Annotated in this window: 15 protein-coding genes; 8 read left to right on the plus strand and 7 right to left on the minus strand. The window is 61.2% G+C overall.

What is annotated here, in order from left to right; translation table 11 throughout:
- The first annotated feature begins 24 nt into the window (after positions 1 to 24).
- The 3 genes from ACM6I7_RS13585 (at position 25) to ACM6I7_RS13595 (ending at position 3,351) form a co-directional block, all read left to right on the plus strand.
- The gene (locus ACM6I7_RS13585) at positions 25 to 1,935 is read left to right on the plus strand and encodes an ATP-binding cassette domain-containing protein (RefSeq protein WP_027610459.1); all 1,911 of its coding nucleotides are present in this window, start codon (positions 25 to 27) and stop codon (positions 1,933 to 1,935) included.
- Positions 1,935 to 2,516, plus strand: coding sequence for a mechanosensitive ion channel family protein (locus ACM6I7_RS13590; protein ID WP_098966213.1), 582 nt, complete (start codon positions 1,935 to 1,937; stop codon positions 2,514 to 2,516). Before ACM6I7_RS13585 ends, ACM6I7_RS13590 begins: the two co-directional genes overlap by 1 nt.
- 202 nt (positions 2,517 to 2,718) lie before the next feature.
- On the plus strand, positions 2,719 to 3,351 hold the full coding sequence (locus ACM6I7_RS13595; RefSeq protein WP_027610461.1) for a LysE family transporter: 633 nt from the start codon (positions 2,719 to 2,721) through the stop codon (positions 3,349 to 3,351).
- Between the two features lie 199 nt (positions 3,352 to 3,550).
- On the opposite strand, the gene ACM6I7_RS13600 is transcribed toward ACM6I7_RS13595, so the two are convergent.
- From ACM6I7_RS13600 to ACM6I7_RS13620, 5 genes are all read right to left on the minus strand, one after another.
- The gene (locus tag ACM6I7_RS13600; RefSeq protein WP_047297243.1) at positions 3,551 to 4,294 is read right to left on the minus strand and encodes a hypothetical protein; all 744 of its coding nucleotides are present in this window, start codon (positions 4,292 to 4,294) and stop codon (positions 3,551 to 3,553) included.
- A 3-nt stretch (positions 4,295 to 4,297) separates the two neighbouring features.
- Positions 4,298 to 4,885: a penicillin-binding protein activator LpoB gene (gene lpoB, locus ACM6I7_RS13605; protein WP_003229365.1), complete on the minus strand. Its 588-nt coding sequence runs from the start codon at positions 4,883 to 4,885 to the stop codon at positions 4,298 to 4,300.
- Between the two features lie 36 nt (positions 4,886 to 4,921).
- Positions 4,922 to 5,296 (minus strand): YcfL family protein, encoded by a 375-nt coding sequence (locus ACM6I7_RS13610; protein WP_027610463.1) that lies wholly within the window; start codon positions 5,294 to 5,296, stop codon positions 4,922 to 4,924.
- A 15-nt stretch (positions 5,297 to 5,311) separates the two neighbouring features.
- Entirely contained in the window at positions 5,312 to 6,706 is a 1,395-nt protein-coding gene (locus ACM6I7_RS13615; RefSeq protein WP_414888724.1) for a COG3014 family protein, read from the minus strand.
- Positions 6,707 to 6,947: 241 nt separating this feature from the next.
- Positions 6,948 to 8,327: a COG3014 family protein gene (locus tag ACM6I7_RS13620; protein ID WP_103368178.1), complete on the minus strand. Its 1,380-nt coding sequence runs from the start codon at positions 8,325 to 8,327 to the stop codon at positions 6,948 to 6,950.
- Between the two features lie 128 nt (positions 8,328 to 8,455).
- Here ACM6I7_RS13620 and ACM6I7_RS13625 point away from each other — a divergent pair, with 128 nt between their 5' ends.
- The 3 genes from ACM6I7_RS13625 to ACM6I7_RS13635 all read left to right on the plus strand — a co-directional run bounded on the left by ACM6I7_RS13625 (position 8,456) and on the right by ACM6I7_RS13635 (position 11,901).
- A complete protein-coding gene (locus ACM6I7_RS13625) occupies positions 8,456 to 9,355 on the plus strand; it encodes a LysR family transcriptional regulator (RefSeq protein WP_414888725.1) in 900 nt (299 codons plus the stop codon).
- Positions 9,356 to 9,441: 86 nt separating this feature from the next.
- Complete coding sequence (locus ACM6I7_RS13630) at positions 9,442 to 11,337, plus strand: FTR1 family protein (protein WP_414888726.1); 1,896 nt, start codon at positions 9,442 to 9,444, stop codon at positions 11,335 to 11,337.
- A gap of 108 nt (positions 11,338 to 11,445) precedes the next feature.
- Complete coding sequence (locus ACM6I7_RS13635) at positions 11,446 to 11,901, plus strand: YaiI/YqxD family protein (RefSeq protein ID WP_027610467.1); 456 nt, start codon at positions 11,446 to 11,448, stop codon at positions 11,899 to 11,901.
- Between the two features lie 138 nt (positions 11,902 to 12,039).
- Here the strand turns inward: ACM6I7_RS13635 and elbB are convergent, their stop codons facing one another.
- Positions 12,040 to 12,708: an isoprenoid biosynthesis glyoxalase ElbB gene (gene elbB, locus ACM6I7_RS13640; RefSeq protein WP_027610468.1), complete on the minus strand. Its 669-nt coding sequence runs from the start codon at positions 12,706 to 12,708 to the stop codon at positions 12,040 to 12,042.
- 279 nt (positions 12,709 to 12,987) lie between these two features.
- Positions 12,988 to 13,638 carry a DedA family protein gene (locus tag ACM6I7_RS13645; RefSeq protein WP_027610469.1) on the minus strand — a complete coding sequence of 217 codons (651 nt, stop codon included), beginning with the start codon at positions 13,636 to 13,638 and terminating at the stop codon, positions 12,988 to 12,990.
- A 207-nt stretch (positions 13,639 to 13,845) separates the two neighbouring features.
- Between ACM6I7_RS13645 and hemB the strand changes: the two genes are divergently transcribed.
- Together hemB and ppk1 are read left to right on the plus strand one after the other, a co-directional pair.
- Positions 13,846 to 14,859: a porphobilinogen synthase gene (gene hemB / locus ACM6I7_RS13650; protein ID WP_097089544.1), complete on the plus strand. Its 1,014-nt coding sequence runs from the start codon at positions 13,846 to 13,848 to the stop codon at positions 14,857 to 14,859.
- Positions 14,860 to 14,877: 18 nt separating this feature from the next.
- Positions 14,878 to 17,103: a polyphosphate kinase 1 gene (gene ppk1 / locus ACM6I7_RS13655; protein ID WP_041072035.1), complete on the plus strand. Its 2,226-nt coding sequence runs from the start codon at positions 14,878 to 14,880 to the stop codon at positions 17,101 to 17,103.
- Positions 17,104 to 17,322: the final 219 nt, after the last annotated feature.

Here is a 17,322-nt window from a genome sequence, read left to right on the forward strand (position 1 = left end):
AAGCTGGTAGACTCCGCCGCCATTATGATCCGACTTCAGAACCTGACTTTACAGCGTGGCCCGCAACGTCTGCTAGAAGACGCCGAGCTGACCCTGCACGCCGGCCACAAAGCCGGCCTCATCGGTGCCAACGGCGCCGGCAAATCCAGCCTGTTTGCCTTGCTGCGCGGCGAGTTGCACCCGGACTCGGGCGATTGCCTGCTGCCGGCCGACTGGCGGATCGCGCACATGCGCCAGGAGGTCGACACCCTCGAACGCCTGGCGGTCGACTATGTGCTCGATGGCGACCTGCGTCTACGTGAGGTGCAACGTGACCTCGCCGTGGCCGAAGCGGCCCACGATGGCACGGCTCTGGCCCGCCTGCACGCCGAACTCGACAGCGCCGACGGCTATACCGCCGATGCGCGGGCGCGCAAGTTGCTGGCCGGTCTCGGTTTCACCAACGAGCAGATGGATCGTCAGGTAGGAGATTTCTCCGGTGGCTGGCGGATGCGTCTGAACCTGGCGCAGGCCTTGATGTGTCCGTCGGACCTGTTGCTGCTCGACGAACCGACCAACCACCTGGATCTCGACGCGATCATCTGGCTCGAAGAGTGGCTGAAAAGCTACCCGGGCACCCTGCTGCTGATTTCCCACGACCGCGACTTCCTCGATGAAGTGGTCGATCACGTGGCCCATGTCGATCAGCGCAAACTGACCCTGTACCGTGGCGGCTACACCGCGTTCGAACGCGCCCGTGCCGAACGTCTGGCCCAGCAGCAACAGGCCTACGAGAAGCAGCAGGCGCAACGTGCGCACATGGAAAGCTACATCGCCCGCTTCAAGGCTCAGGCCACCAAGGCCCGTCAGGCGCAGAGCCGGATCAAGGCCCTGGAGCGCATGGAAGAGCTGTCGGCGGCCCACGTCGATTCACCGTTCGACTTCGTGTTCCGCGAATCGACCAAGATCTCCAGTCCACTGATCGACCTGTCCGATGCGCGCCTGGGTTACGGCGACAAAACCATCCTGGAGAAGGTCAAGCTGCAACTGACCCCGGGTGCGCGGATCGGTCTGCTCGGGCCGAACGGTGCCGGTAAATCGACGCTGATCAAGAACCTCGCCGGCGAGCTTGAACCGCTGGCCGGGCGCCTGACCCGTGGCGAAAACACCGTGGTTGGCTATTTCGCCCAGCATCAGCTCGACTCGCTGGATGCCAAGGCCAGCCCGCTGCTGCACTTGCAGCGTCTGGCGCCGACCGAACGCGAGCAGACCCTGCGCGACTTCCTCGGCGGTTTCGATTTCCGTGGCGCACGCATTGACGAGCCAGTGCTGAATTTCTCCGGTGGCGAGAAAGCGCGTCTGGCGCTGGCATTGATCGCCTGGGAACGGCCGAACCTGTTGCTGCTCGACGAACCGACCAACCACCTAGACCTGGAAATGCGCCTGGCGCTGACCATGGCGCTGCAGGAATTCAGCGGCGCGGTATTGGTGGTGTCTCACGATCGGCACTTGCTCAAGAGCACCACCGACAACTTCTACCTGGTCGCTGACGGCAAGGTAGAAGAGTTCGATGGCGACCTCGAAGACTACGCGCGCTGGCTGGTGGAATACCGTCAACGCAATGCGCCGGTCAGCAACACCCCGGTGAACCCGGACAAGACCGACAAAAAGGCCCAGCGCCAGGCCGCTGCTGCATTGCGTCAGCAACTGGCACCGCACAAGCGCGAGGCCGACAAGCTCGAAGCCGAACTGGGCAAGCTCCACGAAAAACTCGCCAAGGTCGATGCCAGCCTCGGTGACAGCGACATCTACGAGCCGGCGCGCAAGAACGAGTTGCGTGATCTGCTGGCAGAGCAGGCCAAGCTGAAAGTGCGCGAAGCCGAGCTGGAAGAAGCGTGGATGGAGGCACTCGAAACGCTGGAAAGCATGCAGGCGGAGCTGGAGGCGCTGTCCTGATGGAAGCGTTCAAGCTGCCGCTGCCGGCGGTGTGGGTCGAACCGATCTGGCTCGGCGTGCAGATTCTGCTGATCCTGCTGGCCGGCTACTTCGCTCAACGTGTCGTCGCTCGATTCCTCACCCGCCTGGGCGAGCGCTATCCGTTTCCGCCGCAGTTGCTGATGCCCCTGCGGGGCGGTCTGCGCTGGCTGATCATGGGCAGCGCGCTGATCTTTGTGCTGGAACGCCTCGGCGTATCGGCCACGGTGTTGTGGACGGCGCTGTCGGGTTTCGTCGCGGTGGCGGCGGTGGCGTTCTTCGCCATGTGGAGTGTGCTGTCGAACCTGCTTTGCGCGATCCTGATCTTCACCGTCGGCCCGTTCCGCCTCGGCGATGTGGTCGAGCTGGTGGACACCACCGACAAGCCGGGTGTCAAAGGCCGGGTGGTGGCGATCAATCTGCTCTACACCACGTTGATCGAAGCAGAGGAACTGGGGACGGGCAGCGCCATGGTGCAAGTGCCGAACAGCCTGTTCTTCCAGCGTTCGGTGCGGCGCTGGCGCGGGAGTGATGTGTTTCCTTCGAGCGGTTTCGAGAAGTAGTCTTCGGGCGTCTGATCTGACGCCCTCGCGAGCAAGCCCGCTCCCAGATTGGATCTGTGATCGACACAAATCCAACGTGGGAGCGGGCTTGCTCGCGAAGAGGCCCTCAGCCGCGCCCGAACCCTCCAGCAAAAATCGGTAGTCATCCGCGCCAAAGCGCATTAGCTTTGACGTCTGTCACGATTCAGAGTCGAGGTGTGCGATGGAGCTTCAAACATGGCTGGCATTCTTTGCCGCCTGCTGGGTGATCAGTCTGTCCCCGGGTGCTGGCGCCATTGCGTCGATGTCCAGCGGTCTGCAATACGGTTTCTGGCGCGGTTACTGGAACGCCCTCGGCCTGCAGATCGGCCTGGCGGTGCAGATTGCGATTGTCGGCGCCGGTGTCGGCGCGATCCTGACCGCCTCGGCCACCGCATTCCACGCGATCAAATGGTTCGGTGTGGCCTATCTGGTCTATCTGGCGATCAAGCAATGGCGTGCGCTGCCCATGGACATGAGCGATGACGCGGCGGTACGGCCGATCGGCAAACCTCTGGCGCTGGTGTTTCGCGGCTTCCTGGTCAACATCAGCAACCCCAAGGCACTGGTGTTCATGCTGGCGGTGCTGCCGCAGTTCATCAATCCTCACGCACCGTTGCTGATTCAGTATGTGGTGATCGGTGCGACCATGATCTGCGTGGATCTGATTGTCATGGCCGGCTACACCGGACTGGCGTCGAAGGTGCTGCGCCTGTTGCGTACACCGCAGCAGCAGAAACGCATGAACCGCACGTTTGCCGGGCTGTTCATTGGCGCGGCGGCATTCATGGCGACGTTGCGTAAAGCGGCGGTGTAAAACCTGCCGGCACAAAAAAGGCGACCTCTTGAGGTCGCCTTTTTATTCCTACTGATTTCTCCAGTGAACTCCGTTGTAGCGAGGGGATTCATCCCCGATGGGGCGCGAAGCGGCCCCGCTCTTGACCTGACAAGAAGGGGCCTGCTGCGCAGTCCATCGGGGATGAATCCCCTCACCACAGAGTTATTCACTCAGCCGGTCAGTGCAAAATCACCGGCGCGGTATCACGCGGCAGATTGTTGCGCTGCTGCGCCTCACGCGGCTGCTCGTAACCGCCGCCACCGAGCTGCATGCTCAGTTGCCCGGCCACGTCCTCACCCAGCGCTTTCGATACCTCACGCACCACCCGTGGGCGGTTCAACGAAATCTTGATGTCGCGGCCGTTCACCAGTTTGGTGTCCTGCGCTTCGCCCATTGCCGTGAAGGCCGAGGTGATCTCGTAGGTCTTGGTGTTGATCAGGCTGAAATCCGCCACCAGCGTCAGGCCCAGCACCGCCGAGTAGCTGTCGGTGTGCGCCAGCTCGTTCATGTCCTGGGTGAAGTCGATGTCCGACACGGTGCCGAACAGCACGTAGTCGGCACCCTTGAAGCTGCCGGCCTTGATGCGCTTGATCACGTCGTAGACGTCACCCTTGGACGACGCGGTGTACGGCGTGCCCTGCACCAGCTGGAACATGCCGGTGCGGAGGATCTCGCCCTTGATGTCGCCGGTGAATTTACGCAGCTCACCTTGTTCGATGTAGCTGGTGGTCGCTTCCAGCTCGTTGTAGTTCGAGGAACCACTGGAGCTGTAGTAACCCTCGCGGTAATTGTTCTGCGCCGAAACGATGTGAATGTACTGCTCCACACGCTCCTGATACGCCAGATCCGTCACCGCGACTTTCGGGGCCGCTTGCACGCTGAACGCGCAAGCCAGGGCCATCATGCCAATCCATGCGCGCATCAATTAACGCTCCGTGGTTTTGCGGATCTCTTTTTCGTCCATCCATTCGGCCAGACCGCTTTCGACGTCGATCAGTTGCAGGCTGAATTTGTAGAAGACGTCCTTGTAGTCGCTGCTGCGCTTGACGATCGAGCTGATCGAACCTTCCAGACGGTATTTGGCGGCGATCATGTTGCCAGTCTTGGCCACGGTGCTCTTCTTGTACAGGCCGCTCTGGTTCTGCAGCTTGAGCTGGTCGACCTGGCTCTGCATCGCGGTGTTGTCGCTGGCGAAGCGGGCGGTGCCGGACTTCATCAGCTGAGTCTTGATGCTGGTGGTGATTTCGCGGGTATCGATGTACTCGCTGGTCTTGTTCTTCACGTCGTAAACCTGCACCACCGGGCGGCCCTGCAGAATGCCGGACTGGGCCAGCGAGCGGGTCATCGATTCGGCGATCATTTGCAGGTCGGTCGAGCCGAATTCGTTGGTCACGGTTTCAACCGCTTTGGTGTCGCCGTAGCTGATGTTCTTGCTGCCCAGGGTCGGCGAGGTGTTGGCGCAACCGGAAGCCAGCAGGGCGAGGACAGCGATCAGGGAAAAGCGTGCAAACATGGGAATGCTCTCTAAAACAGGAATAGGGTGGCGGACTTAAGGCGTCTTGAGTTCGAGACGGAAATCCACGGCTTTCGGGGTCGGGGCGATGCCCTGGATGAAGCTGGTCTGAGCGCCGTACATCATCTGGCTTTTCCAGACTTCTTCCTCGGCGATCGGGAAACCTTCCGGGCCGAGCCAGGCGAAACGGTAGTAGAACGTCTTGTTGCTGTTGAGGGTGTTGGTCAACTGCACATTGACGGTCATGAAGCCGTTCTCACGGGCGACGCGCATGGCGCCGACCGCAATGTGTTTCTGCGGGCCCATGGCCACGACCTTGCTCGCGGCGCTGCCCGGCTCCGGTGGTGGCGGGGTGGCGCAGCCGCTGGCCAGGATGGCGAGAGCGGCGACGGCGAAGAGTTTCAAGCGCATGCAAAGACTCCGTTCTTAAGGTTGTTTGAGGCTGGCGACGTTGGTCGCGCCGGCGCTCGGGATGACATGGGCGGCGACGCCGCCGGCAAATACCTGATTGCCCACGGCACGCAGGCTGATCACTTGATAACGCTGATCGACGGTGACCTTGACCAACGAACCGCCGACGGCGCTCGGCAGGCTGACCTGGTGCTCGCCTTTCTTCAAGCGCAGACGCACCACTTGGGTGTTGTCCGGCAGGGTACGCCACGTACGGGTATCGGCACCTTCCAGCACAGCTGAAGAAATACCCACGGCCAGACCGGCCAGCGGGTTGGTTTCGTTGATCTTCTTCTGCGCCACAGCTTTGGTGATTGCGCGCACGGTGGTGCGGACGATGATCCCCGGCATGTCATCGCGTAGGGCGCGGCGCGACATGGCGGTAGTGCTGTTGAGAGCGGTCAGGTTGACTTGCTGGCCATCGACGCCAATCTGCGCGAACGGTGCGGTCGAGGTGTCAGGCTTGATGATCGGGAACGACAGTGGAGTGATCACCACGTTGTTGGAGATCGGCAATGGCAGTGGCACGCGGATCGAATCACGCGAGGGTGCCAGACCACTTTGCACCACGATCAGGATATCGCTGTCGTCGGACTTGCTCGGCTTGTCGAGGTTGACCAGCGCCTGCTCCAGCAGCGGGGTGTTCGGGCGCAGTTCGGCCGCCTTGCGGTAGCCCGGCGCAGCCAGGTCTTTCTCGCCCAGGGCTTCGTAGACGAAACCGGCCAGGTAATGGCTGAACGCACTCTGGTAGCTGTTTTTCAGGCTGACCACTTCTGGCGCGTCGAGGCTGGCGACCGGGTAGCCTTGCAGATCCTTGTACTGAGTCTTGATGCCTTCTTTCTCGGCCTCTTCCTCACTCTTGAGGTATTCCTTGTCGCGCAGGTCGGCGATCACCGCTTCACGTTCGTGAGTTTTCTTGATCGCGGTGCGGGCACCGTCGAAGTCATTGACTGCCAGCAGGTTGAGGGCCATCTGTGTGGTCAGCATGACTTTTTCGTAGTCGTAGCCTTCGTAGCGACGCACCTTGTCGTTGACCAGGAAGCTGCCGAACTGAGCCAGGTATTTACCGGTGTCGAGCTTGACCGAATCTTCCCACTGGCCAACCACCTGATCGGCGCTGGTCCAGGCGTTCTGGCTGCCGGACAGGTCGCCCTTGGCGCGCAGCAACTCACCTTTCTCGAAGTAATAGAGCAGGTCTTTGTCGGGGCCGGTGTTGTTTTTTTCCAGCAGGCTCAGCGCGGCGTCGACGTTGCCGGTGGCCAGTTGCTGGTTGGTCTGGGCCAGTTCCGAATCGTAGTTGCGAAACGCCGAACAGCCGGACAGCAGAGTAACCGCGCTGAGCGCGATCAAGGTGGGAGTGCGCAATGCCATGGGGGTACTTCTTCCCTGAGCTAGTAACTGCATCAGCCGCCGGTGCTGGTCGGGCTGGTGTGACCCATCGACAGTGGCGCTGGCCTCCTGCCAATTCCTCATAACCAGAGGAGCTTTTATGCCGCATCGCGATAGCGCGGGCGCGGCATTATAAGCGGCCGATGCTGGCCATGTAATAGCTTTTTAATCGCACTTGTTAGTTTGGTGCCATTACTCCTCTGCATTATCTGACACCTTTCGTTCATGGCGTTTCGGGCAGGACCAATGCGGATCCGACGTAATAGTTCTGGCCCATGAATACCCGCAGGTTGAACACTTGATGGCTGTGGTCGACGCGTACCGTGAACCCGTCTTCTGCACGAAAATACGGAAAGCGCACGCGGTGCAGGCCTTTTTTCAGCCGCAGACGGGCGACCAGGGTTTTGTCCGGCAGCGTGCGCCAGGTTCGGGTGTCAGCCTCTTCAAAAGGATCAGGATCGGTCACCACCAACGACGCCTTGGACGGATCGCGCTCGTTCATTTGCGCCTGGCTGATGGCGGCCATGTTGGCGCGGAACATGGCGCGGGAAATGATCGCCGGCATGTCATCGCGCAAGGTGCGCATGGCCATGTCCGTGACGCTGTTGATCATCGTCAGCGGGTATTGTTTACCATCCACGAGCACGCTTGGAACCGGAGGTGTGAGAGTGTCGGGCACCATCACCGGGAACGAAATCGGGGCGATAATCGTCAGGTTTTCGTTCAGCCGTACCGGGATCGGCACTTGCACCGAACTGCGTGCCGGGGCGAAGCCGGCCTGGACCACGATCAGAATCTCGCTTTCATCGCCTGTCGGCCCGGGTTTGTCCAGATTGCGCAGAGCGTTTTCGAGAAACCGCAGGCCCGGGCGCAATTCGATCGCCTGTCGATAGCCGGGCGCCGCGAGCGTACGCTCGCCCAAGGCTTCATAGGTGAAGCCTGCCAGATAATGACTGAACGCACTCTGGTAGCCATTCTTCAGCGCGATGACTTGCGGAGCGTCGAGGATGGTCACCGGATAGCCTTGCAAATCTTTGTAATGCAGCCTGATCCCTTGGCTTTTGGCTTGCTCTTCAGCTTCTTCGTATTGCCTTTCGCGCTGGCGGGCGATCAGGGTTTCGCGCTCGTGGGTTTTCTTGATGTCGGCCCGGGCACCGTCGAAATCGTTTTCCGCCAGTTGGTTGAGCGCCATCTCGGTGGTCAGCATGACTTTTTCGTAGTCGTAACCCTCGTAGCGCAGCAGCTTGTCGTTGACCAGCATCGTGCCCATTTCGTTGCCGAAGCGGGTCAGCAACTTCATGCCTGCGGAGGGCACGGCTTCTTCGCGCTGAAAAATCATCCGGTCAGCACTGCGCCACGCTTCCTGGCTTTTTGGCAGGTTGGTGCCGGCGCTGAGGATCGCGCCGCGTTCCATGAAATACAGCAGATCCTTGTCTTCCCAAGGATTGTGCAGCTCCATCAGATAAAGCGCTTCGTTGAGATTGCCCTGCGCCATCTGATCGATGGTCTGCTGCATTTCCTGATCGTAATTGCGGTAAGCGGCGCACCCGCTCAGTTGCATGATGAGGCTAAGCAGCAGGTAGAGCGGCAGGCAATGGCGCATGGAGACGGGTTCTTCCTTGAACGGCAAAAGCACGGAGGTGACGCATTATAGGGGCGCTTTGCTGCTGCCGGGTGGACAAGGATTGCGCTAGGCTTGCGCGCTCAGCGCTCAACAGATCCGGGGCTTTAATGAATCAACTGCAAGCCATGCGCGCGTTTCGTTGCATCGTCGAGTGTCGCGGGTTCAGCGCCGCTGCCGAGCGCCTCGACACCACTCACTCGACCATCTCCCGGCAGTTGCAGCAGCTGGAACGCGAGCTGGGCACGCGGCTGATCAATCGCAACACCCGAGGTTTCAGCCTGACCACGGCAGGGCAGCAGTATTACGCGGCGTGCGTGGACATTCTCGATCGCCTCGATCAAGCCGCACTGGCGGTGGGGCAGGCACATGAAAGCCCCAGCGGTGTGCTGCGCATCAGTGCACCGATGGTCATCGGTACGCTGGAGCTGGCGAGCTGGTTGCCGGCGTTTCAGCAGCGCTATCCCGAGATTGAAGTGGACCTGTCCTGCGATGACCGTTTCGTCGATCTGATCGCCGAGGGTTTCGATGTGGCCCTGCGTATCTGCGGGCCGTTGGCCGATTCATCCATAGTGGCGCGGTTGCTGACTGTCTCGGACATGTTGCTGGTGGCTTCGCCTGTGTATGTGGCGCGCAATGGTCTGGTGCGCCAGGTGCGCGAACTCGCCGAGCAGCAGTTACTGGCGTTTGCCGGTGGCAGTGACTGGGTGCTGACCGATACGCGTGGACTCACCACCAGCGTGCGCGTGCAGGGCCGGTTCAAGGCCGATTCGATCAGTTCGCTGCACGCCGCCGCGTTGGCCGGGGTTGGTATCGCCGCGTTCACCCGGGCCACAGTGCAGGACGATCTGTTCAGCGGCCGGCTGGTACAAATCCTGCCCAACTACAGCCTCGGGCAGCGCCACTATTACGCGCTCTATCCGCATGCCCGGCACGTCGCGCTGAAGGTGCAGGTGTTCGTTGAATTCATGCTTGAGCACTACCACAACAGCGCCGCAGCGTTGCGTTAAAACGCCACGAGATGTCGACAAAGCTTGAGTGAAAAGCGTTCGAAGTGAACAATATGTAACTTCGCATTTCCATTTGAGACTCATTCATGACTGCCGCGTCCCGATTTCTGGCCTGGCTGGTGTTCCCGCTGTTTGCCCTGAGCAGCTTCAACCTGCTGGCCGACACCTTGGAAGGCGCCCCGCAGGCGCTGCACCTGCTCGATTACATCAGCGCCGACTATCCGCCGACGGTCGAGGCGGGCAAGGTCGTCGACGACGGCGAATACCGCGAGCAACTGGAATTCACCCAGGTGCTGCAAGGGCTGATCGGCGGTCTGCCGGCCAAACCGGAGAAGGCTGAGCTGGAGCAGGGTGTCGAGGCGCTGCACGCCGCCATCACCGCGAAACAGGACGGCGCCGAGGTCGCGCGTCAGGCCCGACAACTGGGGGCGAAACTGGCGGTAGCATATGAAGTCAGCCAAGCGCCGATCATCACTCCCGATCCGACCCGGGGCGCGCCGCTGTACGCGCAGAACTGCTCGGTATGCCACGGTGAAACCGGCGCCGGTGACGGCCCGGCGGGGCTCGGCATGACGCCGCCACCGGCCAATCTGCGCGATGCCGCACGCATCGATCACCTGAGCCTGTACGCGATCTACAGCACCCTCGGCCAAGGCGTTGAAGGCACCGACATGCCGGCGTTCGCCGATCAACTGGACGACCGTCAGCGTTGGGATCTGGCGACCTACATTGCCGGTTTCAGTGCCGACCCGGCTGCGGCCAAGTCCGACAAGACCTTCAACATCGCTGATCTGGCACGCCAGACGCCGGCCGAAGTGCAAGCCGCCGAAGGCCCGCAGGTCGCCGCAAGCTTCCGTGCCCAGCGCGCGCAACCGCCGCAGGTCAAACGCGGCCCGGCGCAATTGCTCGATTACACCGCCGCCACGCTGGACAAGAGCCTGGCGGCGTACCGCGCCGGTGATCACGATCAGGCTTACGACCTGTCGGTGGCGGCGTATCTGGAAGGTTTCGAACTGGTCGAAAGCTCGCTGGATAACGTCGACGCCAACGTGCGCAAGGACACCGAAAAATCGCTGATGGCCTACCGTCAGTCGTTGCAGGACGGCTTGCCGGTGGCGCAGGCCGAACAGCGTCTGGACGTAGCCAAGGGCAAGTTGAAAGAATCTGCCGAATTGCTCGGCAGCGATGGTCTGAGCTGGTCGCTGAGCTTTATCTCCGGCCTGCTGATTCTGCTGCGTGAAGGCCTCGAAGCGATTCTGGTGCTGGCGGCGATCCTCGCGTTTCTGCGCAACACCGGCCAGCAGTCGGCGGTGCGCAGCGTCAACATCGGTTGGGGCCTGGCGTTGCTCGCCGGTCTTGGCACCTGGGCGCTGGCGGCGTATGTGATCGACGTCAGCGGCTCGCAGCGTGAACTGCTCGAAGGCGCCACGGCGCTGTTCGCCAGCGTCATGGTGCTGTGGCTCGGCGTGTGGATGCACGACCGGCGCCACGCCGCGGCCTGGCAGGATTACATCAAACAGAGTCTGGTGGGCGGCGGCGGGCGTTTCGGCTTCGCGATCCTCGCGTTTTTCTCGGTGTACCGCGAGTTGTTCGAAGTGATCCTGTTCTACGAAACCCTGTGGCTGCAGGCCGGCCCCGCCGGGCATGACGCGGTGCTGGCCGGTGGTGCGACGGCGCTGGTGCTGCTGATCGGTCTGGCCTGGGTGATCCTGCGCGGTTCGGCGAAACTGCCGCTGGCGCTGTTCTTCAGCATCAACGCCGGTCTGCTCTGTGCCTTGTCGGTGGTGTTCGCCGGGCATGGCGTGAAAGCGCTGCAGGAAGCCGGGATCTTCGGCACGCGGCCGGTGGCGTTCTTTGAATTCGACTGGCTGGGGATTCACGCCGATGCCTATTCGCTGACGGCTCAGGCCGTGGCGATTCTGGCGATTGTTGTGCTGTACGGGCGGAGTCGGATCGCGGAGAAGAAGCGGGTCACTGCTTAACAGCATTCGCTGCGCTCACATTCGCGGGCAAGCCACGCTCCCACAGGTTTAGCGTTAACCTTGTGGGAGCGGGCTTGCCCGCGATGCTTTTTTGAAGAGGAAAAAATCATGCGTGTATGGATCGATGCCGACGCCTGCCCTCGGGCCGCCAAGGATCTGGTGGTGAAGTTCGCCCTCAAGCGCCAGTTCGAAGTGGTGCTGGTGGCCGGGCAGCCGCAGACCAAGCCGGGGCTGGCCATCGTCAAACTGATCGTGGTGCCCAGCGGCCCGGATGCGGCGGACGATTATCTGGTCGAGCACGCGGTGCCCGGTGAGCTGGTGATCTGCAGCGATATTCCGCTGGCCGACCGCCTGGTGAAGAAGGGCGTGGCGGCGCTGGACCCGCGCGGCAAGGAGTTCGACGCGCAGAACATGGGCGAGCGGCTGGCGGTGCGCAACCTGTTCACCGACCTGCGTGAGCAGGGCCAGATCAGCGGCGGCCCGGCACCGTTCGGCGAGCGTGAGAAGCAGGCGTTTGCCAATGCGCTGGACCGCATCCTCACCCGCCTTGCACGTCAGTCCTGATTCAACCGTATTCCTGTGGTGAGGGGATTTATCCCCGATGGCCTGCACAGCAGGCCCAATGCTTCAAGATGCAAAGGGGCTGCTGCGCAGCCATCGGGGATAAATCCCCTCACCACAAAAACCTTCATCAAGGTCGCATCAGGCATCGTTCTCGTGAGTCAGTTCGAGCACGCGGTCGACCAGTTTGTTGATCCCCGAAGCCGCTTCACTGATGTTCTGCGCCAGCATGTAAGCCGGGGTCGTCACCAGTTTGCGTGCCTTGTCTTCAATGATGTCAGTCACCGCGCAGTCTTCGTGGCTGGCGCCCATCTTGTTCATCGCGGTGGCGGTGTCGGCATCGTTGCCGATGGTGCAGGTCACGCCCGGGCCGTAGATCTTCGCTGCCAGCGCCGGCGAGATGCACATCAGGCCCACCGGTTTGCCCGCTTCGGCAAATGCTTCCGCCAAGGCCAGCACCTCAGGCTGTACTGCGCAACCGGCGCCTTCAACGGCGAAGTTCGAGAGGTTTTTCGCGGCGCCAAAACCGCCAGGTACGATCAGCGCGTCGAAGTCATCGACGTCGGCCTCGCGGATGTCCTTGATGTTGCCGCGGGCAATGCGCGCCGACTCCACCAGCACGTTGCGCGTTTCGGGCATTTCTTCACCGGTCAGGTGATTGATCACATGCAATTGCGCGATGTTCGGCGCGAAGCATTGCACCTGTGCGCCGCGTTGATCCAGGCGCAGCAGGGTGATGACGCTTTCATGGATTTCGGCGCCGTCGTACACGCCGCTGCCGGACAGGATCACTGCAACTTTTTTGCTCATGGGTTTCTCTCCAGATTCATGGCGCTAAATGTCCACTAATTTGTCGTGCGTTGCCATAGGCCCAAGTGGCGGCTGCACCTGCATGGAGCGCTTTCTAAATGGATCGCAACAACGGCGGGGTGTTCATTATTTGCGGTTGCCTGCTTCGTGACGAGCAGGAGATTTTTGGCGTGAGAACGCCGCTGGCGAACGGGAGTCCGCTGGCGCAGAGGGGATAAATGACTAAAAGAGCCGGCCAGCCCGGGCTTTGCGCAGGGCTGTGCGCCAGGCGCCAGCGCGTTATTCGGCTGGCGTCTTCGGTTCGGCAGGTTTGGCCACTTCGGCTTGATTCAGCAGTGCCGCTTTTGCGGCTTGCTCATCGGCGTAAACCTGTTTTGCCAGTCGCGCATTCTTGAAGCGGCGGCGCAGCCACAGACCAACGCCAAGAATCAGCAGCGCACCGAGCACCCACAGCTCGTACTTCTTGATGCTGCCGAGCATGCCTTCGAGCACCGCGCCGAAGTGGTAGGCGGCGGCCGCCAGCGCGGTTGCCCAGATTGCCGCGCCGATGCCGTTCAGCAGCAGGTAACGTCCCGGCGGGTAACCCGACAGGCCGATCGCCACCGGCATCACCGTGCGCAGGCCATAAACGAAGCGGAAACTCAGGACCCAGATGTCCGGATGTTTGCGGATATGTTCCAGCGCGCGGTCGCCCATCATCTGCCAGCGCGGTTTGCGCGCGAGCAATTTGCGCCCGTGCTTGCGCCCCAGGAAGTACCACAGCTGATCGCCGGCATAGCTGCCGAAGAACGCCACGACCACTACCAAGTTGATGTCCATGTATCCACGGAACGCGAGGAAGCCTGCGAGCACCAGGATGGTTTCGCCTTCGAAGAACGTGCCGAGGAACAAGGCAAAGTAGCCAAAGTCATGCAGAAATTGTTGGAGCATTGTCTGGGTGCTGGCGAAATGAACGCGCAGCCTAACCCTTCGGACACATTCATGAAAGTGTCCAAATGTGTCTCGACGTGAACAATTCCTACGCTAACAATGGAATGCGGCTACATGTCACGGGGTACGCACAACTGTAATCTGTTGGTCATAATGGCCGTCTATAACTGTCACGCTCGCCCGTTTGCGCGGGCTCAGGAGTCCGCCGTGAGCTTTACCCCTGCCAATCGTCTGTTCCCTGCCACTCGCCTGCGTCGCAATCGTCGTGATGATTTTTCGCGTCGGCTGGTGCGGGAAAACGTGCTGACGGTCGATGACCTGATCTTGCCGGTGTTCGTGCTCGATGGTGTAAACCGTCGCGAAGCCGTGGCCTCGATGCCCGGTGTCGAGCGCCTGACCATCGACCTGCTGCTTGAAGAAGCGGCGCAATGGGTCGAACTGGGGATCCCGGCGCTGGCGCTGTTCCCGGTCACGCCTGTCGAACTGAAATCCCTTGATGCTGCCGAAGCCTGGAACCCCGAGGGCATTGCCCAACGTGCTACTCGCGCGTTGCGTGAGCGGTTCCCGGAATTGGGCGTGATCACTGACGTCGCCCTCGATCCGTTCACCACCCACGGGCAGGACGGCATTCTCGACGAAGAAGGCTACGTGCAGAACGACATCACCGTCGACGCACTGGTCAAACAGGCTTTGTCCCACGCCGAAGCCGGCGCTCAGGTCGTGGCGCCGTCGGACATGATGGACGGTCGGATTCAGGCGATCCGCGAGGCGCTGGAGCTGGCCGGTCACGTCAACGTGCGGATCATGGCCTACTCGGCCAAGTACGCCAGCGCCTATTACGGGCCGTTCCGCGATGCCGTGGGGTCGGCGGCGAATCTGGGCAAGGCCAACAAGGCCTCGTATCAGATGGACCCGGCCAACAGCGACGAAGCGCTGCACGAAGTCGGCGCGGACTTGTCTGAAGGCGCGGACATGGTCATGGTCAAACCCGGCATGCCGTACCTGGACATTCTTTTCCGGGTAAAAGATGCCTTCAAAGTGCCGACCTTCGTCTATCAGGTTAGCGGCGAATACGCCATGCACATGGCGGCGATCCAGAATGGCTGGTTGAGCGAGGCGGTAATTCTTGAATCACTGACCGCCTTTAAACGTGCCGGCGCTGATGGCATCCTGACTTACTTTGCTGTCCGCGCCGCTCAATTGTTACGAGAGCAGAAATAGCCCTCCCAGGAACATTCGATGAATACCGAAGGACTCACTGAAGTTGCAGTAAAAGAAGCTCAACCGGTGGTGGAGCAAATCACCGAAACCCCGCCGGAACTCGAGCCTGCGCCACCCGCGCCGGTTACCGAAGCCGTCGCGGCGGCGCCAGTGATTGCGATCCCGGGCCTGGATGACAGCAGCCTGTATATCCATCGCGAGCTCTCGCAACTGCAGTTCAACATCCGCGTGCTGGAACAGGCGCTGGACGAGTCCTATCCGTTGCTGGAGCGGCTGAAGTTCCTGCTGATCTTCTCCAGCAACCTCGACGAATTCTTTGAAATCCGCGTCGCTGGTCTGAAAAAGCAGATCACCTTCGCTCGCGAACAGGCCGGTGCCGACGGTCTGCAACCGCACCAGGCACTGGCGCGGATCAGCGAGCTGGTGCACGGTCACGTTGACCGCCAGTACGCGATCCTCAACGACATCCTGCTGCCGGAGCTGGAAAAGCATCAGGTGCGCTTCATCCGTCGCCGTCACTGGACGACCAAGATCAAGACCTGGGTGCGCCGCTACTTCCGCGACGAGATCGCGCCGATCATCACCCCGATCGGCCTCGACCCGACGCACCCGTTTCCGTTGCTGGTGAACAAGAGCCTGAACTTCATCGTCGAGCTGGAAGGTATCGACGCCTTCGGTCGCGATTCCGGTCTGGCGATCATCCCGGCACCGCGTCTGCTGCCACGGATCATCAAGGTTCCGGAAGAAGTCGGCGGCCCGGGCGACAACTATGTGTTCCTGTCGTCGATGATCCACGCCCACGCCGATGACCTGTTCCAGGGCATGAAGGTCAAGGGTTGCTACCAGTTCCGCCTGACCCGAAACGCCGACCTGGCGCTCGACTCCGAAGATGTCGAAGACCTTGCGCGCGCCCTGCGTGGCGAGCTGTTCTCGCGGCGTTACGGCGATGCGGTGCGCCTGGAAGTCGCCGACACTTGCCCGAAACACCTCTCGGACTATCTGCTCAAGCAGTTCAACCTGAGCGAGACCGAGCTGTATCAGGTGAACGGTCCGGTCAACCTGACCCGTCTGTTCAGCATCACCGGTCTGGACAGCCACCCGGAGCTGCAATACACGCCGTTCACCCCGCAGATCCCGAAACTGCTGCAGAACAGCGAGAATATTTTCAGCGTGGTGAGCAAGCAGGACATCCTGCTGCTGCACCCGTTCGAGTCGTTCACTCCGGTGGTCGACCTGCTGCGCCAAGCGGCGAAAGACCCGCATGTATTGGCGGTGCGCCAGACCCTGTACCGCTCCGGTGCCAACTCGGAAATCGTCGATGCGCTAGTGGACGCCGCGCGTAACGGCAAGGAAGTGACCGCAGTCATCGAACTGCGCGCACGCTTCGACGAAGAGTCCAACCTGCAACTGGCCAGCCGTCTGCAAGCGGCCGGTGCGGTGGTGATCTACGGTGTGGTCGGCTTCAAGACCCACGCCAAGATGATGCTGATCCTGCGTCGCGAGGCCGGTGAGATCGTGCGTTACGCGCACCTCGGCACCGGTAACTACCACGCCGGTAACGCCCGTCTGTACACCGACTACAGCCTGCTGACCTCCGACGACGCCTTGTGCGAAGACGTCGGCAAATTGTTCAGCCAGTTGATCGGCATGGGTAAAACCCTGCGCATGAAAAAGCTGCTGCATGCGCCGTTCACCCTGAAGAAAGGCATGCTCGACATGATTGCCCGGGAAACCCAGTTCGCCGTCGAAGGCAAACCGGCGCACATCATCGCCAAGTTCAACTCGCTGACCGATCCGAAGATCATTCGTGCGCTGTACAAGGCCAGCCAGTCCGGCGTGCGCATCGATCTGGTGGTGCGTGGCATGTGCTGCCTGCGTCCGGGCATCGCCGGGGTTTCGCACAACATCCATGTGCGCTCGATCATCGGTCGCTTCCTTGAACACACCCGAGTGTTCTACTTCCTCAACGGCGGCGAGGAGCAGATGTTCCTCTCCAGCGCCGACTGGATGGAGCGCAACCTCGACAAGCGCGTCGAGACTTGCTTCCCGGTGGAAGGCAAGAAGCTGCTGACCCGCGTCAAGAAAGAGCTGGAGCTGTACCTGACCGACAACACCCATAGCTGGAGCCTGCAGTCGGATGGCCGTTACATCCGCAACACGCCAACCGGCAACCAGAACCCGCGCAGCGCGCAGGCGACGTTGCTGGAACGCCTGGGCAGCCCGATTCTGCCGGTGAGCAGCTAACAGCTTAAAAGCGTCCTCACCCTAACCCTCTCCCGGAGGGAGAGGGGACTGACCGAGTTGGATGTTCGAGGTACATCGACCTGAGATTTCGAGTCGAACTCAGGATTTGAAAGGCCCATAAATCGGCTCCCTTTCCCCCTCGCCCCTTTGGGGGAGAGGGCTGGGGTGAGGGGGATCGATCTCAAGCACCCCTTTTGAACCAAGCCAAACACCCAATAA

The sequence above is a fragment of the Pseudomonas sp. IT-93MI4 genome (assembly GCF_949767635.1).
Taxonomy (GTDB): domain Bacteria; phylum Pseudomonadota; class Gammaproteobacteria; order Pseudomonadales; family Pseudomonadaceae; genus Aquipseudomonas; species Aquipseudomonas putida_A.